Origin of the sequence: Akkermansia sp. BCRC 18949 (assembly GCF_045011645.1) — a bacterium.
GTDB classification, from domain to species: domain Bacteria; phylum Verrucomicrobiota; class Verrucomicrobiia; order Verrucomicrobiales; family Akkermansiaceae; genus Akkermansia; species Akkermansia massiliensis.
The window spans coordinates 218,257-242,959 of record NZ_CP123619.1 but is presented as its reverse complement, the minus strand read 5'-3'; the positions used below and the strand labels follow the sequence as shown (position 1 = coordinate 242,959).

The window sequence follows — 24,703 nt, the reverse complement described above, 5'->3', positions numbered from 1 at the left end:
CGCCTTTTCCCTCCATGGCCGCCCATTCTCCGCAATACGGCAGGAAAAATTCTTTTATTCCGCTGATTTTCATTTTCTTATGAACCTTCTAAAGAAAGGGTCCGGAGAAAATGACCCCCTCTTGCCGAATCTCCCGGCGGAGGCAGGATAGCGGCTTGACCGGAGGGCTTGAAACCGTCATGATATAAGGACATACAGGTTTTGTTTTATGTCGTTTTACATTCAATCCGTTGAAATCGGCGGCCCGCGGCCGTTCTACCTCCTGGGCCCCTGCTCTCTGGAATGCGAATCCTTCGTCTGGGAGATGGCCCGCTCCATCAAGTCCATTGCGGAAAACCTGGACATCCCGCTGATTTTCAAGGCCTCCTACGACAAGGCGAACAGAACTTCCATCACGTCCTTCCGCGGACCCGGCGTACGGGAAGGCTGCCGCATCCTATCGGAAATCGGCAAAGAGCTGGAACTGCCCGTCGTTACGGACGTGCATACGGCCCGGGAAGCGGAGATTGCCGCTGAATACGTGGACCTGCTCCAGATTCCCGCCTTCCTGTGCCGCCAGACAGATCTTCTGGAAGCCTGCGCCAAGAGCGGCCGTCCCGTGAACATCAAGAAGGGCCAGTTCCTGGCTCCGTGGGATACTGTGAACATCGGGGAAAAGATGCGCGCCTTCGGCTGTGACGAGTTCATGATGTGCGAGCGCGGCACCTCCTTCGGCTACAATAACCTGGTGGTGGACATGCGCTCCCTGTACTGGATGAAACAGGAAGGCTTCCCCGTCGTGTTTGACGCCACCCACGCGGTCCAGAGGCCCGGAGGCCTGGGCGGAACCACGGGCGGAGACAGCGAACTGGCTCCCGTGCTGGCGTCCGCCGCCATGGCGACCGGCAGCATTGACGGCGTGTTCATGGAGGTGCACAAGGATCCGTCCAAGGCTCTTTCCGACGGGCCCAACCAAATCCCCCTCCACCTGCTTGAAGGCGTGCTGAAACGCCTTCAGTCCATCCATCAGGCGGTTCAGTCATGATGAAGTTACCGTTCACATGCTTTCTGGTAATTGCCATGCATGGCATGGCGGCGCAGGCGGATACCACCCTCCCCGCAGCCACGCCCTTCGCCGGCGTAGACAAGAAATTGCCCATGCTGGAGCTTCTGCCCGTAGGCCAGGTGCTCCCCAAAGTCAGCCTGTCACGGTATGAAGGGCCGCGCCTTTCCATGCTGCTGACCGCTTCAAGCGTGACCGTAGCCGCCCCGCAGGAAATTGCCGCCAGCATCCTGAACGTGTACCTGTACGGGAAGAACAACCAGACCTCCCATCTTTTCACGAAGGCTGCCTCCTACTTTCTGGACAAAAAACTGGTCGTCTCCCATACGGAGACCACCCTCAAGGAAGAGAACTTTTCCGCCAGGGGCACCGGCCTTTACATGGATACCAATATCAAGAGGGGCATCATCCTTGGCCCCGTTCAAACCACCATCCGCATGGATCAACGCAACAAGTAACCATTCCTTTTATGAAAAAACTTTCCTCCCTGCTGCTGCTCGCCCTGACCGGGGGTCTTGCCTGCGGCGCCACTGACGGCGTTCCCGCCCATATCGTACAGCCTTTGCCCAAGGAACTGGATCCACGCCTGGAGCCGCCCCTGGCTCCCCCCTCCGGCATCGTGCGTCCCCTGACGGCGGAGGAAACCGCCCGGAGGGAACGGGAACTGGCCCCCGTTCCGACCGCGGGCCTGAAGGAAGACGGTGAGAAGGCGATTGAAGCGTACAACGTGAAGGAAAAGACCGTTGACGGGCAGATTCAGGAATTCCGCCAGCAGCACCAGGTCACCGGCAATGCCGCCGCCCCGGCTGCGGACACCGCTCCCGCTGCGCCCAATCCGGAAGAGAACTTCATGCGCGCCAATTCCTCAAACAACCTGTACTCCGTAGATTGTGACGGGGACCTGTACTTCGACATGGAAGAAGGCGTGCTGGTGTTCATGAAAAACGTCCGGGTGCGCAACCCCAATCTTTCCATGGACTGTGCGGACCACCTGAAAATTTATGCGGAGTTCGTGCCGAAGAAGCCGGGCGACAAGAAGCCCTCCGAACGCAAGCAGGAAAAAGAGAAGGAAAAGGAAAAAGAAGGGGAGAAGCCCCAGGTGGCCCTCCCCAACGGCGGCAATTTTGACTATAACTCCATTAAAACGGTCGCAGCCTCCGGCAACGTGAAAGCCAGCTATACCAACAAGGAGGGGGAAACCAGCAACGCCCAGGCGGACAAGATCACCTATAACGCCAAAACCGGGGAAATCATCCTGACAGGCTCCCCGGTGATTATTACGCCGGACGCCATCATCAAGAATCCGAACAAGGACGCCTTCATCCGCGTGTACTCGAACGGGAATATGTACAGCAGCCGCGGCACCAAGACCACGTTCCGCCACGTAGACAAGAAGCTTTCCGACCGGGACAAACAGAAAACCAACCGCAAGCCGTGAGCTCCCCCCTATCCACCCATCTGCTGAGAGCCGAAGGCATCTGCAAAACCTATAAAACGCGGACCGTCGTGGACCAGGTCAGCCTGACGGTGGGCCATGGCGAGATCGTAGGCCTGCTGGGGCCGAACGGCGCGGGAAAAACCACCTCCTTCTACATGGTGGCGGGGCTCGTGCGCCCGGACGAAGGCCGCGTGATTTTTGCGGGCGAGAATATCACGGAACTGCCGATGAACCTGCGCGCCAGGCGCGGCATGGGCTACCTGCCGCAGGAGGAGTCCATCTTCCGCAAGCTTTCCGTGGAGGACAACCTCCTGGCCATTCTCCAGACCCGCAAGGACATGACCTCCCGCCAGCAGAAGGACCGCGCCGTGGAGCTGATGGACCGCTTCGGCATCACCAAGCTGCGCCGCTCCATGGCCATCCAGCTTTCCGGCGGGGAAAAGAGGCGGCTGACCATCGCCCGCGCCCTCGCCACCAGCCCCAAACTGCTGATGCTGGACGAACCGTTCAGCGGCGTGGACCCCATCGCCGTTTCAGACATCCAGAAGATCGTCATGGAGCTGCGCGATACGGACGGCCTTTCCATCCTGATTACGGACCACAACGTGCGGGAAACCCTGCACATCGTGGACCGCGCCTACATCCTGTTTGAAGGGAAGGTCATCAAGCACGGCACTTCCGAGGAAATCGCCAACGACCCCATCGCCCGCAAGCAGTACCTGGGCGACCAGTTCCGCATGTAACGCCACTTTCCGCCCCTCCCATGTCCTCTCCGCAGAATACGATCGCCCTGGTGTTCGACTATGACCAGACCCTGAGCCCCTTCTACATGCAGGATCAGGCCATTTTTCCGGAATTCGGCATCTCCCCGCAGGAGTTCTGGACCAGGTGCAACGCCACCGGGGAACGGGAAGGCTGGGACGGGGAACTGATTTACATGAAAAGCTTGCTGGACGCCCTCTCCCTGGACCGCGTCAGCAATACCCGGCTCACCCAGCTTGGGGAACGCCTCACCTTTTACCCCGGCCTGCCGGATTTCTTTGACGCCTTCCCGTCCATGACCCTGTCCTCCCTTCATACGGACCTGGGCATCAACATTGAATACTACATCATTTCCTCCGGCCTGAAAGCCCTGATTGACGGCTCTGCCCTGCGCCCCTATTTCAAGGCCGTGTTCGGGTGCGAGTTCAGCGAGGAGAACGGCTACATCAACTTTCCCAAGAGGGTCATTTCCCACACCACGAAGACCCAGTACCTCTTCCGCATCAACAAGGGCATGCTGGATTACGACCAGGACGTGAACGACCACATGCCGGAGGACATGCGCCCGATTCCCTTCGCCAACATGATCTACATCGGCGACGGCCCCACGGACGTGCCCTGCTTCACCGTCATGCGCAGGAACGGCGGCCACGCCGTGGCCGTGTACAATCCGGAGGACGAAACGGGCCGCAGCTTCCGCAAGTGCTATAACCTGGCCTCCAATTCCGACCGCGTGAACTTCATCGCCCCGGCGGATTACACGCCCGGCAGCCACCTTACCCGCCTGCTGTCCGGCATGGTGACGGACATCGCCAACGGCATCGTGCGCCGCCGTGACCGCGCCCTGGCGGATTCCTGCATTGCGGCCCCCACCTTTTCCAAATAAAAACCTGCTCCATTCCTCTCCCCCCGTCATGAACAGCCATTTTCATTTCCTCGGCATCTGCGGAACCGCCATGGGTGCGGTAGCCGCCGCCATGGCCCGCCGCGGCTTTACCGTCACCGGCTCAGACGCCAACGTTTACCCCCCCATGTCCACCTTCCTGGAGGAGGAGGGCATCACCCTGTTTGAAGGCTACAAGGCCTCCAACATCCCCGCGGACGCGGACGTCATCGTCATCGGCAACGCCATGAGCCGCGGCAATGAGGAGGTGGAAGCCGTGCTCCAGCGGCGCCTGCGCTACCTCTCCCTGCCGGAGACGATGAAGGAATACTTCCTGCGCGGCAAGCGCAACTACGTGGTGACCGGCACCCACGGCAAAACCACCACCACGTCCATGCTGGCGTGGCTGATGGAGGACTCCGGGCTGAACCCCAGCTTCATGATCGGCGGCATCGCCCGTAATCTGGGCCGCGGCGGCCGTTTTACGGATTCCGATTTCTCCGTGCTGGAGGGGGACGAATACGACACGGCGTTTTTCGACAAACGCTCCAAATTTCTGCATTACCTGCCGGAACTGGTGGTCATCAACAACATTGAGTTCGACCACGCGGACATTTACAATTCCCTGGAGGAAATCAAGCTGAGCTTCCGCCGCCTGACCCAGATCATTCCCCGCAACGGCCTGGCGCTGGTCAATGCGGACGATCCCAACTGCCTGGACGTGGTGAAGGGGGCCCCCTGCCCCGTCAAGACGCTGGGCTTTTCCGACTCTTCCAACATTCGCATCCTGGACGTGGAAACCTCCACGGACGGCAGCCATTTCACGCTGGAAGGAACCCGCTACTACGTGCCGATGATCGGGGAATTCAACATCCGCAACGCCGCCATGGCGATTGCCGCCGCACAATTTGCGGGGCTGAACGTCAAGCAGCTGGCGGATTCCATGAGCCGCTTTGAAGGCGTGGCCCGCCGCCAGGAAGTCAAGGGCGTGGTCAACGGCATTTCCGTGGTGGACGACTTCGCCCACCACCCCACGGCCATCAAGCAGGCCATCCTGGGCCTGCGCCAGCGCTACCCGGGATCACGCATCTGGGCCATTTTTGAGCCGCGCTCCAACACCACGCGCAGAAACATCTTCCAGAATGAACTGGCGTTATCCCTCGCTACGGCGGATTTCCCCGTGGTGGCCGCCGTGGACCATCCGGACAAGGTGGCCCTGGAGGAACGCCTGGACCTCACCAAACTCTCCAATGACCTCTCCGCGCTGGGCAAGGACGCCCTGATCGGCGGACAGGCGCAGGAAATCGTCTCCGCCGTCTGCAAGAAAGCCCAGCCGGGAGACGTTATTCTGGTAATGAGCAACGGCGGTTTTGACGGCATTCACGCCAAATTGCTGGAAGCCTTGAACGCCTGACCCTTTTTCATACATTCACCTCCAATGAAAAACGCATCCACCATCACCGCCTTCATCATCAGCTTCTTGGTCGTGGGCAGCCTGGCCCTGGTCTTCCTGTTCCTGGGAAACCGGGAGGAGGAGCCCGCTCCCGCTGAACCCGCGGCGCAAACGGAAGTTCCTCCGCGCCAGACGGTGACGCCCCAGCCCACCGTGGACCCGCTCACCAAGGAAGACATCAGCCGGCAGACGGCCACGCCGTCCTCCCTGGTCAACCTCAGCTCCCCCCAGACGCTGGCGCAGGCGATTGCCAAGGTTATTCAGGACCGGGACGCGGACACCTTGAAATCCCTGGAAATCCAGCAGGCCGTCACGGAGGCCCAGGGCCGCATCATCCGGGAACTCATGGAAGCGCGCCATGTGCGCCTTTCCACCCCCGGCATCACCAGCATCGGCGCAAATAACCAGGGGGCCAACCCCACGGCCAGATACACGCTCAACTTCAGCAGCGGCGCGCGCGGCTACCTGGACATGAAGCGCAATGACAAGCAGCAGTGGACGCTGGACACCCTTACGCTGCCCAGCAAGCAGGACCTGGCCAAGGACAAGGCCGCCCCCATGGCCATGAACGATCCCATGGGCATCGTCAGCTCCTTCATGGACGCCGTTGCCAAGGCGGACTTCCGCACGGCACGGAAATTCGTGGACGGAACCAAGGTGCAGGACGCCACCGTGGCCGGGCTGTGCATCCTGTTTGAAGAAGGCGCCTTCCGCCTCCGGGAGGACGCTCCCATCAAAACCGCCTATGAAGCGCCCACCAATGCGGGCTTTTTCGTCCACCTGCAGGACGCCCAGGGCAGGAAAGCCGGCAACGTGGGCCTGACCGTAGCCAAGAAGGATGAACAATGGCTGATTGCGGAAGCCTCCCTGGACAACATGCTGGAAGCCTACACGAAACGGCAGGGGGCCGGAGACGACATTTTCATCCCCATCGTGAAGAATCCGCAGGGGGGCGATTCCCTGGCCCTGTTCTTCGGTTTCAATGAAGATTCTCTGTCCAAGCGTTCCGAACGCCAGCTCCAGATTGTGGCGGAGGCCATCAAGACGGATAGCGGCAAGAAGCTGGAAATCAGCGGCCACACGGACGATGTGGGGAGTGAACGCTACAACCAGGGCCTCTCCGAACGCCGGGCGGCGGCCGTGAAGGCCCAGCTCGTCCAGTTCGGCGTTCCTGCGGAAAGAATCATCACGAAGGGATTCGGCAAATCACAACCGCGCCGCACCTACTCCCCCACGGCGGACGAAGGAACGCGGGATGAAGCCCGCAAGGAAAACCGCCGCGCGGAAATGTACCTGGACTTTTAAAGAGTGATTAGAGTGGAGAGTGGAGAGAAAAGTTTTTCAACCAATCCCATTAACTATTCTCTATTAACTATTAACTGAAACGCATGGCCCGCCGCTACGTCATCAAGCAGGATGCCGCACCAGCCGCTCCCATCTCCGGGATCGACTACCGCACGGCCCTTAATGAAGAACAGTATGCAGCCGTTTCTTCGGAACCGGGGCCGGCGCTCGTCATTGCAGGGGCCGGTTCGGGAAAAACGCGCACGCTGACCTACCGCGTGGCGTGGCTCCTGGATCATGGCACGGACCCGTGGAACATCCTGCTGCTGACCTTCACCAACAAGGCGGCGCGGGAAATGACGGAACGGGTTCGCTCCCTGATTCCCCTGGACCTGTCCCGCCTGTGGAGCGGCACGTTCCATTCCATTGCCAACCGCATCCTGCGCCAGCACGCGGAATACCTGGGCTATACTCCGGCTTTCACGATCATGGATTCCGACGACCGCAAATCCATGATTAAAAGCGTGATCAAGTCCCTCAAACTGGATGAGAAATCCACCCGCTTCCCCAAACCGGAAGTCCTTTCCTCCCTGTTCAGCCTGGCGGACAATGAGGGCGCCAATATCCAGGAAACGCTGGAAAACGCCTATCCGTACCTCTCCAACCACCTGGACGCCATCCTGGACGTGCATGAACAGTACGTGGCCCGCAAGCAGGAAACCAATAGCATGGACTTTGACGACCTGCTGCTCAACGTCGTGAGGCTTTTCCAGGAACAGGAGCATCTGCGCGCCCTGTACGGCTCCCGCTTCCAGCACATCCTGGTGGACGAATACCAGGACACCAACTACCTCCAGAGCCGCTTCATCGACCTGCTGTCCCGGGAACACGGCCAGCTCATGGTAGTGGGGGACGACGCCCAGAGCATTTATTCCTGGCGGGGGGCGGACATGGAGAACATCCTCAGCTTCACTACCCGCTACCCGGCGGCAAAGACCTTCAAGATAGAGACCAACTACCGCAGCGTGCCGGAAATTCTGGAGCTCTCCAACGCGGCCATCGCCGCCAACGAGGTGCAGATTGAAAAAAGGCTCCGCTCCGTGCGGCCTACCGGGGAAATGCCCCCGGCCCTCGTTCCGCTCAACGACGACAGGATGCAGGCCAAATTTGTCGCCCAGCGCATCCGGGACCTCATTGAAGAAGGCACGGACCCCAATGAAATAGCCGTGCTCTACCGCGCACACTTCCACAGCATGGAATTGCAGATGGAACTGACCCGCGGGGAAATCCCCTTCCGCATCACCAGCGGCATCAGGTTTTTTGAACAGGCCCATATCAAGGACGTGGTGGCGTTCATGCGCTTTGTGGTCAATCCCAGGGATGAACTCTCCTTCCGCCGCATGGTGATGCTGCTGCCCGGCATCGGTCCCGGCATGGCCCAGAAGCTCTGGATACGCTGGGCGGCATGCCCGGAAAGCCGGCTGGAAACGCCGCCGGAATCCTTCTCCGCCCTGATGCTGGATTTTCCGGTCCCGGCCAAGTCCAAAACGGCCTGGACGCAGCTCTGCTACACGCTGGATGAACTGGCCCCAGCCGGAAAAATCGCCGGGCCGGCCTCCATGCTCATTTCCATCAATGAAGCCGTGTATGACGAGTACATGCAGGCCGCCTTTGAGAATTACGACCAGCGCAGGCAGGACCTCCTGCACCTGGCCGGATTCTCCGAACGCTTTGAATCCACGGAGGATTTCCTCTCCCAGCTTTCCCTGCTGGGCAATACGGATGATGAAAGCGCGGCGGCGGATCTCTCCGGAGGCGCCGTCACCCTGTCCACCATCCACCAGGCCAAGGGGCTGGAATGGTCCGTCGTCTTCCTGATCGGCCTGTGCGACGGCATGTTCCCGCACCAGCGGGTGATTGACGACGGAGACCTGGCGGGTCTTGAGGAGGAACGCCGCCTCTTCTACGTGGGCATCACCCGCGCCAAGGACCAGCTTTACCTGACCTACCCCCGCTGGAACTGCCGCGCGCAGGGAGGAACCTTCATGCAGATGCCCTCCCGCTTTCTGGATGAATTCCCGGCCAGCCTGGTGGAGGAGTGGGCGGTAGAATAAGAAGCCTGTCCCCCTTCCTGCGGTAAATGCGGGGCGCACCGGGTCTTTAATCCTTTTCCGCCGGGGAGGGAAGACGCTGCGCGGAGGTCTGGGGAGACACCTCCTCCATCCATTTGAGGACTTCCACCAAATTCTCGTCCGGCGGCATTTCATGCTTTCCTGGAAAGGGAAATTCCTTGATGGCGCACTGCCTTCTTTTGAGAACCTTGACGTCATGGCTGACGGCACTGTTGGCCCCTCCGTCCTTGTCTCCATTAATAATAGCCACCGCCATGCGCGTGGGGCACGTGAGGCGGTCCTTCCCTCCCAGCCAGCCGCCCATGGATACAATCCCCTTCCACGGGCGGACGGGCGGAATCCTGCGCTCACTATATGTAAAGGCACGGGACGCTCCGCCTGAAATGCCGCCCATGTACATGCGGTCCGCATCAAAAAAGGCCATTCTCTCCAAACTCCCGTTCGTGGAAGTCCACAGCTTGCCCAGTCCAGCTTCATGTTCCTTGGACTCCGAATTTTTAAACGTCGTCAATCCCAGGGCCACCCATCCGTTGGCCTCGCAGGCCTTCCGGAATTTCTGGACCATGTGCTGTCCATTGCCTACGGAATTAAACAGAATGATGACGGGAGGCGGAGTTTTCGCCTTCAGCGTGGATGGATAATAGACAAAGGCTTCCGGATAGGAATCCGTAGCGGGGATTTTAGTGATCTTCCCCAGCCTTCCTTCCGTATGCCGCTGCATGCGCTCCTGGTTGCTCATGGCTTCCGGAACATGCTCCTTGATCCAGTCCACGTCGTTCCCGGACAAGTTTGCCAGAGGCAGTTCCACCTGTCGGCCTTTCTCCAATTTAAGGGAAACTTTCCTGCCGGCGGCGTTAAAGCGGACAAAAGCCGCCGTGATGGTTTTGCCGGCGGTATTGGTCCACACGCGCGGCTGGTGCGGCACATCGGCCTCCTGCGCCGGGACAAGCGGCAGCAACACGGCCGCGAGGACCGTAAACAATCGGGTAGTCATTCCCCGGTAATAGGCTGCCGACCGTTGGCAGTCAAGAAGATTCGCCTGATTGCACAGCTTTGGGCACATCCCTGTTTGGGAGGCTCCATTCTTGCAGAGGCGGAACGGAGCATCCAAACTGCCACCACAGCCGGAAACAAATTTTCTTATTTATGTTTGAACCATTTTCACGGTCATTATTCCGGGAAGGAAACAGCAAAATAAAAGAGGACCCAGAAAACATCATACATCCCTCACCATCAATGAAATATTTTTTCTTCTCAGGAAAATGAATTTACTGGAAGCTTTCTGGAATTCCTTTCCGGCTCCAGGTTTAAAAACCCTGTCATGACAAAGACCGCCAGACAATAACCGCAACCATCTTATCCTGAATCATTTTCATTCCCATCTCCATCAAACCTTCCCATGTCATCCCACTGAACAGCCCGGAACGAGAATCATCTAAAACCTCGGGCGCCGTGATTGTCACGAACGCATAACCACCTAATCATTAAACAAATAAAAAAGCATGAAATTAAGACTCCCACATATGCTGCTGGCAGCAGTTATCGCTTGCCTTGGCAGTTTCTCCGTTGCTACGGCAGCTAACTATGCGGCCAACAGCGCCGATTCATTCGTGACGGCCTGGAACCAGGCTGCCGCCTCGAATGAAGCGTCAACCATCACTATCACCGTGCCGGCAGGCTCCGATAACATCACACTGACCCAGGAACAACGGGCCCAGTTGAACGCCATCTCCGGAACGGGCAACGTTACCGTCCAGATGGCGGACCCCAGCGGCAAACTGGTTAATTTCAATTATGATCTGGTTAATGGACAGGTCAGCTTCAACGACATCACGCTGAGCGAACCCCTGGGAAGCGACAATGACATCGTAGTCACGAACGCCACGGACACCACCACCATTGACGGCAGGAACATTGCCATCGAAGGAACGAATGACGCCGCCAATCCCAAGACGGTAGGCGCCACCGTCACTTCCACGAACGGACAGGTAGGCATCGGCGACAACGTTTCCATGGAAAAAGCCGTCACCGTTACCGGCCAGGCGGCCCACACGGTGGACCCCTCCACGCCCCCGGCAGGTCAGGCCTATACCAGGACGACCTACGACACCTACAGCAATTCCAACGAGCAGGCCGTGGTCCTGGGCAACAACGTCACCATGCAGGACACCGTGACGGCTACCGGCCAGATCGTCAGTGATCCGGCGGCCAAAGTTACGCTGAACGGAGACGTGACCTCCACGGCCGGGATCGGCACCGTGACCACGGAACAGTTTGACGCGGCCAACAACCAGAACAGCAAAACCGTCATCGATTCCATGGATGACAGCATTTCCGGCGGCATCGTCCTTGGTGAAACCACGGCCGGATCCATCACCATCAAGACTGTAGGCGGCAATGTTTCCCTGGGAGACAACACCGTTCTGAACGGCACCACCGTTTCCGCGGAATCCGTCGACCTGAACAAGACGGTTTACAGCAATGACGACGGCAACTGGAATACGGTTGTGGGCACGGAAAAGCTGGACACCATCGAAGGCAGCGTCACCCTGGGCAACAACACCACCGTCAAGGGGAATTCCACCCTGACGGCGGATGACAATATTGCCATCGGCACCAACAGCGTGATCACCGGCAATACCGCCGCTGACGGCATCATCACTGCGGGAGGCCAGATCTCCATCGGAGACGGCACCCAGGTCGTGGGCAACACCGCCACCAACGCCGGCAAGGCCGCCATCAACCTGGCCGACGGCCAGACCCTGTACATCGGTTCCGGCGCAGTTCTTTCCGACAACACGTCCAACGGCGTCCTCGGTTCCGTGCATGCGGGCCAGAACACCCAGATCAACGTTTATACGGACGGCACCGCCTACACCTTCATCAATGACGGCATTGACACCGCGGCTCCCGCGGCCCCCACGGCTGACGCCGCCCCTCTGGCCGCTGACCAGACCGTCATGACGAAGACCGGCACGGGCACCCTCGTCTACGGCGGCGGCGGAGCCACCGACACGTTCGGAGGCACCTACCGGCAGCTTGAAGGCAACCTGATCATCGGCCACGCCACCTTTGGAACCGTGGACGCCGCTACCGGAAAAGTCGGTCCCCTCCAGTCCATCGGCGCCGCCGTAATGGGCACGGACGATACGGTTTACGACATCCGGACGGGCCAGGTGACCCTGGCGCAGAATTCCACCATGAAGGGGGCTTCCGCCACCTTCGGCGGCGATTCCACCCTGCTCCTGAGCGACGGCTCCGTGCTTGACTTCGGCACCCCGGCCACCTTCACGGATAATTCCCGCGTGGGCATCCAGGTATCCGACGCCACCGGCAATCCCGTCCCGATCGCCCAGCTGAAGAAGGGCACGGAAAGCGTGAACGTCACGCTGAACGGCACGGACATTTCCGGACGTCTGCTGAACAACCTGTTCCTGACCACCACCATGGCTCCGGGAACGACGGAAGGCACCACCACCATCACCCAGAACATGAGGGGCATTGACGGTCCCATGTCCGGCTACAACGGCAACGTTTACACCGTAGCGGCCGCTCTGGAAAGCAACCGCCTGAACGTGGCCGCCGGTTCTCCCGCCGCCCAGTTCTATGAAACCCTGCTGCGCGTGACGGACCCGAACGAAGCTGCCAACATGATTCAGTCCGTCAGCGGTGAAAACGTGATGAACTTCGCGTGGGCCGCCAGCCGGACGCTGAGGAGCTTTGCCGACCTGGGACGCATCCAGTCCGCCGCTTCCATGGCCCGCCAGACGGAAGACACCATTGAAGTGGTGGACGCCAAGGGCTCCCCGATCGCCCGCAAGACGATCGCCAAGGGCAACGGCAACATCTGGGTAGGCGGCATGGGCAACTGGGATGACCAGGACGCCCGCGGAGGCATCTCCGGCTACAAGTACAATGCAGGCGGCTATGCCGTGGGTATTGACTACAAGGCTGCCCAGGGTTCCCTGATCGGCATTGCAGTGGGCCAGAGCTTCGGCGACATCAAGGACAAGAGCGGATTCGGCTCCGACTACGACGTGGATTCCTTCATGGCCATGATCTACGGCCGCATGCATCCCTTCAGGGAAAGCAAGTTCACGCTGGACGGCTACGGCGCCTACGGACGCTCCAAGTTCAAGGGCAATTCCTACATCATGGGAACCGCCGCCAACGGCAATGAAAATGCGGACTCCTTCAGCGGCGGCCTGTACGCCACCTGGACGGAACACTTCGCACTCGGCAAGGCCTTCGTAACGCCTTACACGGGTATCGAATTCATGACCACCGAACTCAAGGGCTTCTCGGAAAGCGGACCTTACGGCCGCTCCTTTGACCACGCCCGCGCCCAGAACTGGACCATTCCGTTGGGCGTGACCATCGCCCGCGCCTACCAGACGGACGGCGGCACCACCATCACCCCGGCCTTGACGGTGGCCGCGGCGCAGGATGTGAGCCGCATGAATCCCAAGTCCAACGTCAGCGGACCCCTGGGAGCCTGGAACGTGCGCGGCGTCAACGTCGGTCGCACCGCATTCCGCCTGAATGCCGGCATTGACGTGCTTTTCTCCAGCAATTGGGGAGCACGGGTCTGCTATCAGTTCGAGACCCGCAACAAGCTGACCTCCCATGGAATCAACGGAGCCATCAGCTATACGTTCTAAGTAGGACGGCGCTTCAGCGCATGCTTTTACTTGGTTATGGTAGGCCCTTTCCCGCCCTGTGCGGGAAAGGGTTTTCCGTATGTTTCAGCCACTGTCTCCTGCCGCACATTAAATCTTTTCTTTTAAAAACGGCATTTCGAAATAAAGGAATGACGTCTGCACGGATTTCCAATCCGATTCCCGGTTTATTAAAAAATAAATATTTTACAATAAATGAATTATGAATTAATTAAATGCTCGTGCCCTCTTTTCCGTTTAAGTTGTAGTAAAGATATGTTTGCCTGATGTGTTCCTCCCTCAAACATTTGCATTGACGCCGGATTGGAAATCCGTTATCCGTGTCTCTGTTAAAGTATCTGTTGAGCATGAGATTATCTACATTCTGCATTTTATGCTGCCTATCCGCCGGGATTTCCCAGGCTGCCACCTATGTCTGGAGCGGAGCGGCAGGAAACGGGATCTATGGAGATTCCAACAACTGGACGGTGGACGGCGCGCCGAACGGCTACTTCCCGCAGCACAGCACCAATGACAACGCCATCATCGGGGAAAACGCCGGAACCGTTACCTGGTCCACCGCGCAATCCTTCTTCGGCGCTACCAATACGGTCCAGGTAGGGTCCGGAAGCACCCTGGTCTGCACGACTACGATAGGGGATCTCAACGTCAATTCCTTTACCCTGGAAGGCAATTCCCATCTGGTATTTGAATCCAGCAACGCCTTTGGACTGGGCCGTGACTTTACGCTGGATTTCGGCACCTTTACGGCGGCGGAACACGGTTCCTGGACCGCTACGGACCTCACCAACTTCTGGACCAACGGAAAAACCGTCACCTTCACCGGCACGCTGGATATGAACAGCCTTTCCGGAAGCGGAACGATTGAACTGGCTTCCATCAAATCCGCCCAGCAGGGAGGCAACCTCAATCTGGACCTGAGCGGCCTGAACATCGCCAGCAACTCCCAGGTACAGGCGACCGTGACACAGGTCACAGAAAACGGCGTCACCAAGGTACTGATCAACTATGAAACCGTTCCGGAACCCGCAACGGCCACGCTGAGCCTGCTGGGACTGGGCTCCCTGCTGTTAAGAAGAAAGAGACAGTAGTCTCCGCCCCAGCACCGATTTTACCCCGGCTTGCTCCCCAAAGGGAAAGCCGGGGTTTTCTTTTGCCGGCGGGGTCAATTTTCACAAGCATTTCCCCATTCGCCAACGCGCCCGCTCCGGGGCCGCGCAATGCCGTCCCGAACGGAAAAACGGAAGCTTCTCCGCGCAGGTCAGAACTCGCAGTTGCGCGGCGTGCGGGCAAAGGGCAGTACGTCGCGTATGTTGGTCACTCCGGTCACGAACATCAGCAGGCGTTCAAACCCGGCTCCGAATCCGGCGTGCGGAACCGTGCCGTAGCGGCGCAGATCCGCATACCAGCGGTAGGCTTCCTCATTCATGCCCATGCGGCGCATGTTTTCCTCCAGAATGTCCAGCCGTTCCTCACGCTGGCTTCCCCCTACGATTTCCCCGATGCCGGGCACCAGCACGTCCATGGCGGTAACGGTCCTGCCGTCTTCGTTCAGACGCATGTAGAAAGGCTTGATCTCCTTCGGGTAATTGTAAACGATGACCGGGCATTTGAAATGCTCTTCCGTCAGGAAGCGTTCGTGCTCGCTCTGGAGGTTGATGCCCCAGGAAACGGGGTAATCAAACGTTTTCCCGCTCTTGAGCAGAATATCCACGGCTTCCGTATAGGAACAGCGCACAAACGGCGTTTCCTTCACATGCTCCAGGCGTTCCCGCAGCCCCTTGTCCACAAAGCGGGTCAGGAATTCCACCTCTTCCGCGCTGTTCTCCAGGGCGTCGCCGACCAGGAAGCGGACGAACGCTTCCGCCATGTCCATGTCTCCGTACAGGTCGCAGAAGGCCATTTCAGGCTCCACCATCCAGAATTCCGCCGCATGGCGCGTGGTATTGGAGTTCTCCGCCCGGAAAGTGGGGCCGAAGGTATAAATATTGCTCAGTGCGCATGCGAACGCCTCCCCTTCAAGCTGTCCGCTCACGGTGAGGTAGGCCGCCTTGCCGAAGAAATCCAGGGCTGCGTCACGGGAGGCGGCGTCGCCCACGTCCAGCGTCGTCACACGGAACATTTCACCGGCGCCCTCGCAGTCGCTGGCGGTAATAATGGGCGTGCTGACCCAGGAAAAGTCCCTCTCCTGGAAAAACCGGTGAATGGCATAGGCCAGCCTGCTGCGCATGCGGAACACGGCGCCGAACAGGTTGGTGCGGGGGCGCAGATGGGCGATGGAACGCAGGAATTCCGGCGTATGCCCCTTTTTCTGCAAAGGGTAGGAATCCGGAGCGGTCCCCACCAGCTCCAGGGAGGCAGCGCGCAGTTCCCATCGCTGCCTGCCCTGTCCGGCAACCAGAGCCCCGCGAACGCTCACGGCGGAGCCCGTGGTCATTTCCCCAATCCGTTCATAACCGGGAATGCCTGCATCCGCCACCACCTGGAGGGAAGCCACGGAAGAACCGTCATTTACTTCCAGAAAGGAAAAAGCCTTGGAATCACGGCGCGTACGCACCCAGCCCTGAATCAATACGTCCGGCATTTCCGCCTCACTGTTCAAAGCATATTTCACCAATGTTCTGCTGATCATGGCGCAAGTATAATACAGCGCCTTTCCCATGCCAGCAGAATTACTTTTCTCCGGAGAGAATATTCAGGCGCTTCCGGCAGCGGAAGGAGGGCGTGCAGCACGGCCTTATTTGGAGGGCTGCATAACCTGCCGCCCCGTCGTAATGGCGATGGCGTCCGCCAGCGGCATTTCCTTTTCCGTGTGGGCCGCACCCCAGGAATCCGAGAAGATGAGCGTCTTCTTTTCCTCGTCAAAGCCGATGATGAGCCTCAAATGGCCACCGCGCGTCTGGGACAGGCGCAGCGGTTCAGGAACGATGCCCAGTTGAACGGACCACAGCACGGGAATGCCCGCCGTGATGTAGGGCCTGATGGCGTTGAGCCATTTGTCCATCTGGGACGGAGATCCGGCGCGCGCCAGCTTCAGCACCTCCCCGTCCGCATTGTCCCAGAAGCCGGACCAGTCATATTCATTCTCCACCTTCTCCTTTTTTAATTTGGAGGCGGCGCGGTTGTAGGCTTTCAGCAGATTCCGGAAATCACGGGTGTCCGTCAGGGAATCCAGCACCTTGATCCGGATCTGGAAGCGCGCCCCTATCTTTTTCAGGTTCTCCGCCATTGCCGCCGTGCTGGTTCCTCCTTCCGCGGAGGAATTGGCCAGGGAAGCAAGTTCGTGCTGGTCCACGTAATCCATTCCGTAATAGGCAAAAATCCGGGCGGCGGTCGCCACCACGCAATAACCCTTCTGCCCCTGGTCTACCATGGGAATGTCCTGGATGACCACCCGTTTTCCTTCTTTCCTGACGTGCTGCTTGATGTCCGCCTTTCTGGCGCGGGAAGAAGCGTCGCCCCTCGCGATGGAAGCCTCCGTGGGGCCGGCCTTCAACCGGATGAATTCCGCTTCAAATTCCCTGCCCTCCCGCGACGTATTGGTTTCCAGGGTAATCGCCCCCTTGTCCCAAATCCAGGACCAGCCATTGACCTTGACCACCGCCTCCTTCCGGGTGGCCCGGTACTCCCTGGGCTGCACTCCGGTGAGAGCGGTCAGCCCTTCCCTGATGCGGTCCAGGCGTTTTTCAAACTCATCCTTGTCAATGGCCCCGTTGTCCCCCTTGTTGTACATCATGACGGTCATGGACTGGGGAACGCCTTCCTTCCAGTGCACCAGCATTTCCCCCAGGGACATTTCCCCTATTTTGATTGCAGGCTTCGCAATCCGGAGCTGGGTCTTGTCCCTGTCCACCCAGCCTCCGGATTCCCCGTTGAAATATTTCCCAAACAAATCCGGTTGCGGGAGGATCCAGAACGCGCCGGATTTTAAATCCGGCGCCATGTCTCCAGCGCCCCATGCGGCGGGAAGAAGGCAGCAGGCGGAAAAGACAGAGAGGAATGAAGAGATAAATCGCATAACGGCAAAGGAGTAGAGGAACGGTCCCGCTGCTCGGGGCCCATGCTGACAATGTATTCTTCCATGGCGGTCCTGCCAAGAAAAAATGCATCTTACCCCGGCGGACGGCCCGTTATTAGCCTTCCCTTCACCGGATTCATTCAGACAGGCCCCAGGAACAAAAAAACCGGCCTGCCGCGGTACATTCCGCAGCAGGCCGGCTTGAATGAATAAACCAATCCGGTTACATGAACGGACGCAAACGCTGCATGATGGCGTCCTTGGAAGAGGCTCCCACCATCGTATCCATGATTTCCCCGTCCTTGATAACCAGGAGGGTGGGAATGGTACGCACGCCATAGGTAGCGGCAAGGCCGTTGTTGGCGTCCACATCCACTTTGCCCACCTTGATCTTGCCGGCCAGTTCCGTGGAAAGCTGGTCAATGATCGGGGCGATCATGCGGCAGGGGCCGCACCATGTAGCCCAGAAGTCGACAAGCACAGGAATGTCGGACTTCAGGACTTCATCCTCAAAATTTGCTTCAGAAAATACGTTTGCCATAGTACCGCTTAGAGTATTTCAACAGTCATTATGTTCACTTATTCTTCTGCATCGGCGCCATCATCGGAAGACTCTTCTGCAGGGGCATCGGAGGAGGCGTCATCGGGAGAAGATTCGGCGGCCGCGTCATCGGTCGCTTCCTCACCGGCGGAGGTGGGAGCCGCGGCAGCGGGCTTGGAGTCGCTCCCCAGCCAGCCCGTCATGCTGCGGGCTTCCAGGGTATCCGTGGCGTATTGATAACCAACGAAAATAAGCGCAAAGGCAAGAGCCACGAAGGAAAGAATATTGAGCAGCGTATTGGGGGCCGCTTCCGTATCTTCTTCAAACTTCTTGGCCGTAAAGGAGGCGGAAGAAACCGGAGCGGCCGCAGGAGCGGTATTCAGCCCGATGGTGGCCTGCGGAAGCTGGGCGGTCGCCATGCCTGCCCCGGGAGAGGTCAGGGGAACGGTGGGCGCAGCGGCTGCGGGTGCCGCACCGGCGGGAGGAGCCACGGGCGTCGTGGCGGAGCCGAGAGCAACCGTCTTCAACCCGCCGCCAAGCTTGATGCCTCCGCCGAGCCCGGCGGGACGAAGGGGAATGGTGGGCGCAGCAGCAGCGGGCGGCGCGGCGGGTGCGGCGGGAGCCGCAGGAGCGCCGGAGGCGGGAGGGACAGAGGGAGCCGCCGGTGCCTTGGGCACGGAGGGAGCGGCCGGCGGAGTCGGAATGCTGGGCGGAGGCGGAGTACCGCCCGGAATGGAGGGGGGAGGTGGATTACTCATATCGGAAAAAATAGCTGTGCTGAACGATAGCTCTCGCTTATTTCCGACCGTAAATCAAGAAAAAGAATGCGCAAAGCCCAAATTCCATGCAATTTTTTTTAATTTGGAGCGTATTCCATCCTAAACACGCTGTCCGGACTTGCCCTGAAAAGCGTTCTTTCCTACGCTGTGTATCCGGCATTATTTCATATGAAACCCATTACCAAATTAGCTTCCACCACCTTGCCCGACGGTTCCATTCTCGACCTCTGGGAACGGGACGGCTTCCATTTTCTTCTTCGTGACGGCGTGCAGCTCGCGTCCAGTTTTTCCCATGGGAGCAATGAAGCGGCGGCGGCCATGGCGGCAGCCCCGGTTAAAAGGGCCAACCAGCCCGCTTTTCTCCTGGACGGCTTAAGCCTGGGGTTCACCCTGTTTGCCCTGATGGACCTGGTCCAGAGGGAAAAGGCCCGCTTCATCGTAGCGGAGCCCTGCAAGCCGCTCGTTGACTGGCACCAGGAGCTGATGGACGGGGAACGCCCCGGCTTCCTGCACGATCCCCGCGTCAGCGTGGAATTCACTCCGGCGCTCCAGATCGCCCGCAAAAACCCGAAAAGCTTCCACGCCATCCTGTGCCGTTCCACGCATGAACGCATGAACCTGAGCGTGGCGGAGGCTTCCGACTATTTTGCCGCGCTCAAGCAGGGCGGCCTGCTGGTCATCACCGTGGCCCGGCCGGACGTCCGGCTTGCCCGCACACTCCAAAAAGCGGGTTTTGAAGTGAGCACGGAGGCCGTGCCTGCCTCACATAAAGGAAAGAAAACCACTTTTCACACCGTTATTCTTGGAAAGAAGGGGCGCTTCGTCCCCTTTTCCGCGCATCAATCCTAATTCCATCCTGCCACCATGAACCGCACAACTCTTACAACGGCCGGACTTCTGGCCGCCCTGCTCATCGGAATTCCCGCCCTGGCGGATTCCATTGCCCCGGGCATCCTGCTTCCCAAGAAAAACACCAAGTCCATTTCCTTCTCCCCCAAGGGGAGCTCGGACATTTTCCTGCTCGGCATCATGCCGCAGGGCAGCTCCGTCAAGAAGGGGGAATCCGTGGCGCAGGCGGACTTCCGCATCCTGGACAAGAGCATTGAAGACTACGAACGCACCATCAAGAGCAAAAACCTGGAAGTGCTGAAACTCCGGTATGCCCTGGACCAGCAGAAGGAACGCTCCGCGCTGGCTCTGCAAAAATACCAGACGGCCCTGACCCGGACGGAGGAGGACCAGAAAGACTTCCTGGAAAAGCGGAAGGCCCGCATGCTGGCGGAAGAAGAGGAACGCGTCAACAAGGCCCTGCGCCACATGTCCTACAAGCAGGAGGAGCTGAACCAGCTTACCAAGATGTACAAGGATGACCAGGTGGCGGAGGAAACGGAAGAAATCATCCTCAAGCGCCTGAAAAACGAACTGGGGGAAAGCGAATTTGCCGTCCAGGGAGCCAAGCTCGTCGCGGAGCTGGCCAAGCTGCGCAACATCCACCGCCTGGGGGAAGACTACGCCACGGCGGTCAAGGAAAAGCAGATGGATTTGGAACAGGCCCGGAAGCAGGCTGATTTTGACCTGGAACAGAAAAAGATAGCCCTGACGGAGGCGGAGGTGTCCCTGCGCCGCCTTCAGGACAAATACAACGAACTGAAAGCGGACCGGGAAATGGCCGCCTTCAAGGCCCCTGAAAACGGCATCCTGCTGTACGGCGGCTATGTGGCGGACAAATGGGTAGCCATTCCGGTGGCGGAAAAGCTCAAGCCCGGCGGCAAGCTGGAAGCCTTTGACAAAATCGCCACCATCGTCCCGCCGAACTCGGAACTGATCGTGCAGGCCACGCTGCCGGACTCCACCGCCACGCCCAAGGTGGGGGAAGCCGTCGTCATCAAGGTAACGAACATGCAGATTCCCGGCGTCATTACGGAAGCCAGCCCCATTCCGGGGGCGGACGGCAAGCGCCGCATCATCATCACGCCCAAGGTTCCCGCCAGCCAGATCTTCGCTCCCGGCCTCCCCGTCCAGGTCACCATCAAGGACCAGCAGGCCTGATCCCCCTACGGACCTCCATGAATAAAGCCGTCTTTTTTCTCGCCGCCCTGGGGGCCAGCACGGCGCTCTGCGCCTCCATTCCGGAGGAAAACGCGGAAAAAAGGGATACCATTCCCATTGCCAGGGTGCCGGACGTTCCGCCGCCCTCCCGGGAAACCCTGGACGCCTCCATCCGGAAGGCGGCGGACTTCCTGCTGAAGGAACAGAACAGGGACGGCTCCTGGGGAAGCCATACGCGCACCAAGGGGCTGAACGTCATCTGCCCCTACCCTGAAGGGCCCAGGTCGTTCAGAACGGCCTCCACCTCCCTGTGCGTAATCGGCCTGCTCACCAGCCCCCTGAAGGAGGACCCCGCCGTCAAGGCCGCGCTGGACAAGGCCGTGCAGTACCTGCTAACCACGCTGCCCACCCTGAAACGGGGAGACACGCGCACCGTGCTCGGCGTCTGGGGCCATGCCTACGGCCTCTCCGCCCTGAGCCGGGCGGCCCGCAATCTTCCTGCGGATTCCCCCCTGTATGCGGAACTAAAAAAAGTGGCCGGCCTTCAGGTCAAGGCGCTGGACCAGATGGCGGACGTCCAGGGCGGCTGGGGCTATTATACGTTTGAAACCTTTTCCAAACGTCCCATCGGAGAGCCCACCTCCTTCCTGACGGCTACGGTCCTGCTCGCCTACAAGGACTCGGAACAGGCCTTCGGCCTCAAGCCGGATGCCCGCGTCGTCAAACGCGCCGTCGCCTGCCTGGAAAAACTGCGGACCCCTGCCGGCAGCTACGTCTATTCCCTTTCCCACTCCTTCTATCCCGGCCGGCCCATCAACCGCCACACCGGCAGTCTGGCCCGCACCCCCGCCGGAGACCTGGCCCTGATGCGGTATGACCCGGCTTTCATCTCCAGGCGGCAGTTGGAAGACGGCCTGGAACGCATCTGGAGCCGCGGCGGCTGGCTTTCCCTGGCCGTGAAAAAGCCCATTCCCCATGAAAGCTTTGCCCAGAACGCGGGCTACTTCTTCTACTACGGGTATTATTACGCCGCCCGCTGCCTGGAGGAAGTGGCCCCGGAACATCTGGCGCGCCATGCCTCCCATCTGGCAAGCGACCTCCTGCCCATGCAGGAAAAAGACGGCTCCTGGTGGGACTATCCCCTGTACAACTACCATAAATTCTACGGTACCGGCTATGCCCTGTACGCCGTCTCCCGCGTCAGGGAATCCCTGTACCCTTCCAATGCCGCAACGGCCTCCTGACCCATGTTCCGCCTGCTGACGACCAGCCTTCTCGCGATTCTGTGCCTGCATCTTCCCGCAGCGCACGGGAAACCCGCGCAGGCGGAAAAGGCGGATGCCATCCAGATCGCCAAAATTCCGGACATCCCGCCCGCGAAACCCGAACAATTTGACCAGGCGTTCCGCCGCGGCGTAGACTTCCTGCTGAAAACGCAGAACAGGGACGGCTCCTGGGGCGACCACCGGGTGATCGGCACCTGGAACATCCTCTGCCCCTATCCGGACGGCCCGCTCACCTTCAAGACGGCAAGCACCGCCCTGTGCATTGCGGGGCTTAACGCCAGCCCCCTGCACAACGAACCCGCCGTGCAGCAGGCCATGACCCGCGCGGAAAACTACCTGATCCGTACGATGCCTCATTTGAAGCGCGGCGACTCCCTTTGCGTGTACAACACCTGGGCGCATACCTACGTGCTGGACGCCATGAGCATGCGGGCCGCAAGACTGGACCGGAACAGCCCGCGCTACCGGGAGCTGAAAAGCTGCGCCGGCGCCCAGGTGAAAAAGCTCAATGAGCTGGCTTCCGCCATGGGGGGCTGGGGCTACCTCACCTATTCCGGCTTCAGCAAACGGCCTGCGGCGCAGCCTACCTCCTTCCTGACGGGAACCGTCCTCATCTCCGCCTGGATGGCCGGAAAATCATTCGGCCTGTCGCTGGACAACAAAATATTCAGCCGCGCGTTGAAATTCCTCAAATCCCAGAGGACGCCGGCGGGAACCTACGTCTATTCCCTGGGGCATGCCTTCTATCCCGGCCGGCCCATCAACCGCCACACCGGCAGCCTGGCACGCACCCCCGCCTGTGACTACGCCATCAGGCTCTGGGAGCCGGAGGACATCTCCCTGCGCCAGCTCGTGGACGGACTGGACCGCCTGTGGAGCCGCCGGGGATGGCTGACGATGGCCCTGCACAAGCCCACTCCCCATGAAAGTTTCGCCCAGAATTCCGGCTACTTTTTCTACTACGGATACTATTATTCAGGAATGTGTCTGGACATGCTGGCCCCAAATCAGGTAAAACGCCATGCGTCTCTATTGGCGGACGACATCCTCACCCGTCAGGGAACAGACGGTTCCTGGTGGGATTACCCCCTGTACAATTATCACAAATTCTACGGCACCGGCTACGCCCTTTACGCCCTTTCCCGCGCGTGGGACAAGCTGTACGGACAGCCGGAACCGCCTTCATCCCTTACTTCCACACCATTCCGGCCATGACAAACACCATGAAATCCCTTCTGGCGCTCTGCCTGTTCTGCGGCGCGGCCGCTGTTTCCACCGCGGAAACGCCGGTCCGGCACACGTCCTTCAAGCCCGGTGAAATCTGGACGGACAACAACGGCGTGCACATCAATGCCCACGGCGGCGGCATCCTGTACGACAAGGGCACCTACTACTGGTACGGAGAACACAAGGTGGAGGGGGACGCCGGAAACCGCGCTCAGGTGGGCGTGCACTGCTATTCCTCCAGGGACCTGTACAACTGGAAAGACGAGGGAATCGCCCTGAAAGTGGTGGAAGGGGACAACTCCCACCCCATCGCCAAAGGCTGCATCCTGGAACGCCCCAAGGTGGTCTACAACAAGAAGACCAAAAAGTACGTGATGTGGTTCCATCTGGAGCTCAAGGGAAAAGGCTATGGCGCGGCCTATGCGGGCGTGGCTACGGCCACAAAGCCCACCGGACCGTTCACGTTCCTGAAAGCCGGGCGCGTCAATCCGGGCAAATGGCCCATGAACATGGACAAGAAGGACCAGACCATGAAAACGTTCAAGGGAGTGCCCGGCCTGACCTCCAGCGCCCTGCCGGAAGGCGTGCGTTCCGAGGACATGTTCAAGAAGGACTTTGAAAAAGGACAAATGAGCCGTGACATGACCATCTTTGTGGATGACGACGGCAAGGCCTACCACATCTATTCCTCCGAGGAAAACAGCACTACCCACATCGCTGAACTGACGCCGGACTACACGGAGCACACCGGAAAATTCGTCCGCGTCTTCCCCGGCCGCTTCATGGAAGCTCCCGCCATCTTCAAGCACAAGGGCAAATACTACTTCATCGCCTCCGGATGCACAGGCTGGGCGCCGAACGCCGCCCGCAGCGCCGTGGCTCCCCGCATTGCCGGACCGTGGACGGAGCTCAAAAACCCCTGCGTGGGTCCCAAGGCCGGGAGCACCTTCGGCGGACAGAGCACCTACATCCTGCCCGTACAGGGCAAACCCGGCAAATTCATCTTCATGGCGGACATCTGGCGGCCCCAGAACGCCATTGACGGCCGCTATATGTGGCTTCCCATCCAGTTTGACGGAGACCAGATCAAACTGGAATGGAAAGACGAATGGAAACTGGAAGACATGTAA

The 24,703-nt window shown here is 59.4% G+C and carries 20 protein-coding genes; 15 read left to right on the top strand and 5 right to left on the bottom strand.

The genetic code is table 11. The annotated features are described in order from the left end of the window. Window positions 1-208: 208 nt before the first annotated feature. The 8 genes from kdsA (at window position 209) to P8A25_RS00955 (ending at window position 8,976) form a co-directional block, all read left to right on the top strand. Entirely contained in the window at window positions 209-1,024 is an 816-nt protein-coding gene (gene kdsA / locus P8A25_RS00990) for a 3-deoxy-8-phosphooctulonate synthase (RefSeq protein ID WP_022396315.1), read from the top strand. Continuing rightward, entirely contained in the window at window positions 1,021-1,500 is a 480-nt protein-coding gene (locus tag P8A25_RS00985) for an LPS export ABC transporter periplasmic protein LptC (RefSeq protein WP_022396316.1), read from the top strand. Before kdsA ends, P8A25_RS00985 begins: the two co-directional genes overlap by 4 nt. 11 nt (window positions 1,501-1,511) lie before the next feature. Then, window positions 1,512-2,480, top strand: a complete 969-nt coding sequence (locus tag P8A25_RS00980; protein ID WP_022396317.1) for an LptA/OstA family protein — start codon at window positions 1,512-1,514, stop codon at window positions 2,478-2,480. After that, window positions 2,477-3,223 carry an LPS export ABC transporter ATP-binding protein gene (gene lptB / locus P8A25_RS00975; protein WP_102721539.1) on the top strand — a complete coding sequence of 249 codons (747 nt, stop codon included), beginning with the start codon at window positions 2,477-2,479 and terminating at the stop codon, window positions 3,221-3,223. The genes P8A25_RS00980 and lptB overlap by 4 nt, the downstream gene beginning before the upstream one ends. 20 nt (window positions 3,224-3,243) lie before the next feature. Next, the gene (locus tag P8A25_RS00970) at window positions 3,244-4,128 is read left to right on the top strand and encodes a haloacid dehalogenase-like hydrolase (protein WP_215443255.1); all 885 of its coding nucleotides are present in this window, start codon (window positions 3,244-3,246) and stop codon (window positions 4,126-4,128) included. A gap of 28 nt (window positions 4,129-4,156) precedes the next feature. Next, entirely contained in the window at window positions 4,157-5,539 is a 1,383-nt protein-coding gene (mpl, locus tag P8A25_RS00965) for a UDP-N-acetylmuramate:L-alanyl-gamma-D-glutamyl-meso-diaminopimelate ligase (protein ID WP_102729855.1), read from the top strand. Between the two features lie 24 nt (window positions 5,540-5,563). Then, window positions 5,564-6,883, top strand: coding sequence for an OmpA family protein (locus P8A25_RS00960; protein ID WP_022396321.1), 1,320 nt, complete (start codon window positions 5,564-5,566; stop codon window positions 6,881-6,883). An 83-nt stretch (window positions 6,884-6,966) separates the two neighbouring features. Continuing rightward, a complete protein-coding gene (locus P8A25_RS00955; RefSeq protein ID WP_102731257.1) occupies window positions 6,967-8,976 on the top strand; it encodes an ATP-dependent helicase in 2,010 nt (669 codons plus the stop codon). A gap of 46 nt (window positions 8,977-9,022) precedes the next feature. Here P8A25_RS00955 and P8A25_RS00950 read toward each other — a convergent pair whose 3' ends face one another. Further along, on the bottom strand, window positions 9,023-9,988 hold the full coding sequence (locus P8A25_RS00950) for a hypothetical protein (protein WP_215443254.1): 966 nt from the start codon (window positions 9,986-9,988) through the stop codon (window positions 9,023-9,025). A gap of 508 nt (window positions 9,989-10,496) precedes the next feature. On the opposite strand from P8A25_RS00950, the gene P8A25_RS00945 reads away from it, so the two are divergent. Together P8A25_RS00945 and P8A25_RS00940 are read left to right on the top strand one after the other, a co-directional pair. After that, a complete protein-coding gene (locus P8A25_RS00945; protein ID WP_102727631.1) occupies window positions 10,497-13,655 on the top strand; it encodes an autotransporter outer membrane beta-barrel domain-containing protein in 3,159 nt (1,052 codons plus the stop codon). Between the two features lie 365 nt (window positions 13,656-14,020). Next, window positions 14,021-14,764, top strand: a complete 744-nt coding sequence (locus P8A25_RS00940; protein ID WP_022396325.1) for a PEP-CTERM sorting domain-containing protein — start codon at window positions 14,021-14,023, stop codon at window positions 14,762-14,764. A gap of 170 nt (window positions 14,765-14,934) precedes the next feature. On the opposite strand, the gene asnS is transcribed toward P8A25_RS00940, so the two are convergent. From asnS to P8A25_RS00920, 4 genes are all read right to left on the bottom strand, one after another. Then, entirely contained in the window at window positions 14,935-16,302 is a 1,368-nt protein-coding gene (gene asnS / locus P8A25_RS00935; protein WP_180971069.1) for an asparagine--tRNA ligase, read from the bottom strand. A gap of 108 nt (window positions 16,303-16,410) precedes the next feature. Beyond that, the gene (locus P8A25_RS00930) at window positions 16,411-17,691 is read right to left on the bottom strand and encodes a C39 family peptidase (protein WP_215458384.1); all 1,281 of its coding nucleotides are present in this window, start codon (window positions 17,689-17,691) and stop codon (window positions 16,411-16,413) included. Between the two features lie 223 nt (window positions 17,692-17,914). Beyond that, on the bottom strand, window positions 17,915-18,232 hold the full coding sequence (trxA, locus tag P8A25_RS00925) for a thioredoxin (protein WP_022396328.1): 318 nt from the start codon (window positions 18,230-18,232) through the stop codon (window positions 17,915-17,917). 38 nt (window positions 18,233-18,270) lie between these two features. After that, window positions 18,271-18,990 carry a hypothetical protein gene (locus tag P8A25_RS00920; RefSeq protein WP_215458383.1) on the bottom strand — a complete coding sequence of 240 codons (720 nt, stop codon included), beginning with the start codon at window positions 18,988-18,990 and terminating at the stop codon, window positions 18,271-18,273. A gap of 189 nt (window positions 18,991-19,179) precedes the next feature. Here P8A25_RS00920 and P8A25_RS00915 point away from each other — a divergent pair, with 189 nt between their 5' ends. Genes P8A25_RS00915 through P8A25_RS00895 form a run of 5 tightly spaced genes read left to right on the top strand, consistent with a single transcriptional unit; the run spans window position 19,180 to window position 24,703 of the window. Continuing rightward, window positions 19,180-19,860 carry a hypothetical protein gene (locus tag P8A25_RS00915; protein WP_102731255.1) on the top strand — a complete coding sequence of 227 codons (681 nt, stop codon included), beginning with the start codon at window positions 19,180-19,182 and terminating at the stop codon, window positions 19,858-19,860. 15 nt (window positions 19,861-19,875) lie between these two features. Beyond that, a complete protein-coding gene (locus P8A25_RS00910; protein ID WP_022396331.1) occupies window positions 19,876-21,060 on the top strand; it encodes an HlyD family efflux transporter periplasmic adaptor subunit in 1,185 nt (394 codons plus the stop codon). A gap of 17 nt (window positions 21,061-21,077) precedes the next feature. Beyond that, window positions 21,078-22,304 carry a prenyltransferase/squalene oxidase repeat-containing protein gene (locus P8A25_RS00905; RefSeq protein ID WP_215458382.1) on the top strand — a complete coding sequence of 409 codons (1,227 nt, stop codon included), beginning with the start codon at window positions 21,078-21,080 and terminating at the stop codon, window positions 22,302-22,304. A 3-nt stretch (window positions 22,305-22,307) separates the two neighbouring features. After that, complete coding sequence (locus tag P8A25_RS00900; RefSeq protein WP_102729850.1) at window positions 22,308-23,561, top strand: prenyltransferase/squalene oxidase repeat-containing protein; 1,254 nt, start codon at window positions 22,308-22,310, stop codon at window positions 23,559-23,561. Beyond that, window positions 23,558-24,703 (top strand): glycoside hydrolase family 43 protein, encoded by a 1,146-nt coding sequence (locus P8A25_RS00895; RefSeq protein WP_102729849.1) that lies wholly within the window; start codon window positions 23,558-23,560, stop codon window positions 24,701-24,703. Before P8A25_RS00900 ends, P8A25_RS00895 begins: the two co-directional genes overlap by 4 nt.

Excerpts from the sequence above, each read along its gene's own strand:
- P8A25_RS00985 (WP_022396316.1), top strand. The coding sequence starts at position 1,021 with ATGATGAAGTTACCGTTCACATGCTTTCTGGTAATTGCCATGCATGGC.
- P8A25_RS00905 (WP_215458382.1), top strand. The coding sequence starts at position 21,078 with ATGAATAAAGCCGTCTTTTTTCTCGCCGCCCTGGGGGCCAGCACGGCG.
- P8A25_RS00915 (WP_102731255.1), top strand. The coding sequence starts at position 19,180 with ATGAAACCCATTACCAAATTAGCTTCCACCACCTTGCCCGACGGTTCC.
- P8A25_RS00980 (WP_022396317.1), top strand. The coding sequence starts at position 1,512 with ATGAAAAAACTTTCCTCCCTGCTGCTGCTCGCCCTGACCGGGGGTCTT.
- P8A25_RS00970 (WP_215443255.1), top strand. The coding sequence starts at position 3,244 with ATGTCCTCTCCGCAGAATACGATCGCCCTGGTGTTCGACTATGACCAG.
- P8A25_RS00930 (WP_215458384.1), bottom strand. The coding sequence starts at position 17,691 with ATGCGATTTATCTCTTCATTCCTCTCTGTCTTTTCCGCCTGCTGCCTT.
- P8A25_RS00920 (WP_215458383.1), bottom strand. The coding sequence starts at position 18,990 with ATGAGTAATCCACCTCCCCCCTCCATTCCGGGCGGTACTCCGCCTCCG.
- P8A25_RS00960 (WP_022396321.1), top strand. The coding sequence starts at position 5,564 with ATGAAAAACGCATCCACCATCACCGCCTTCATCATCAGCTTCTTGGTC.
- P8A25_RS00945 (WP_102727631.1), top strand. The coding sequence starts at position 10,497 with ATGAAATTAAGACTCCCACATATGCTGCTGGCAGCAGTTATCGCTTGC.
- P8A25_RS00900 (WP_102729850.1), top strand. The coding sequence starts at position 22,308 with ATGTTCCGCCTGCTGACGACCAGCCTTCTCGCGATTCTGTGCCTGCAT.
- P8A25_RS00955 (WP_102731257.1), top strand. The coding sequence starts at position 6,967 with ATGGCCCGCCGCTACGTCATCAAGCAGGATGCCGCACCAGCCGCTCCC.
- kdsA (WP_022396315.1), top strand. The coding sequence starts at position 209 with ATGTCGTTTTACATTCAATCCGTTGAAATCGGCGGCCCGCGGCCGTTC.
- P8A25_RS00910 (WP_022396331.1), top strand. The coding sequence starts at position 19,876 with ATGAACCGCACAACTCTTACAACGGCCGGACTTCTGGCCGCCCTGCTC.
- P8A25_RS00950 (WP_215443254.1), bottom strand. The coding sequence starts at position 9,988 with ATGACTACCCGATTGTTTACGGTCCTCGCGGCCGTGTTGCTGCCGCTT.
- mpl (WP_102729855.1), top strand. The coding sequence starts at position 4,157 with ATGAACAGCCATTTTCATTTCCTCGGCATCTGCGGAACCGCCATGGGT.
- P8A25_RS00940 (WP_022396325.1), top strand. The coding sequence starts at position 14,021 with ATGAGATTATCTACATTCTGCATTTTATGCTGCCTATCCGCCGGGATT.
- trxA (WP_022396328.1), bottom strand. The coding sequence starts at position 18,232 with ATGGCAAACGTATTTTCTGAAGCAAATTTTGAGGATGAAGTCCTGAAG.
- P8A25_RS00895 (WP_102729849.1), top strand. The coding sequence starts at position 23,558 with ATGACAAACACCATGAAATCCCTTCTGGCGCTCTGCCTGTTCTGCGGC.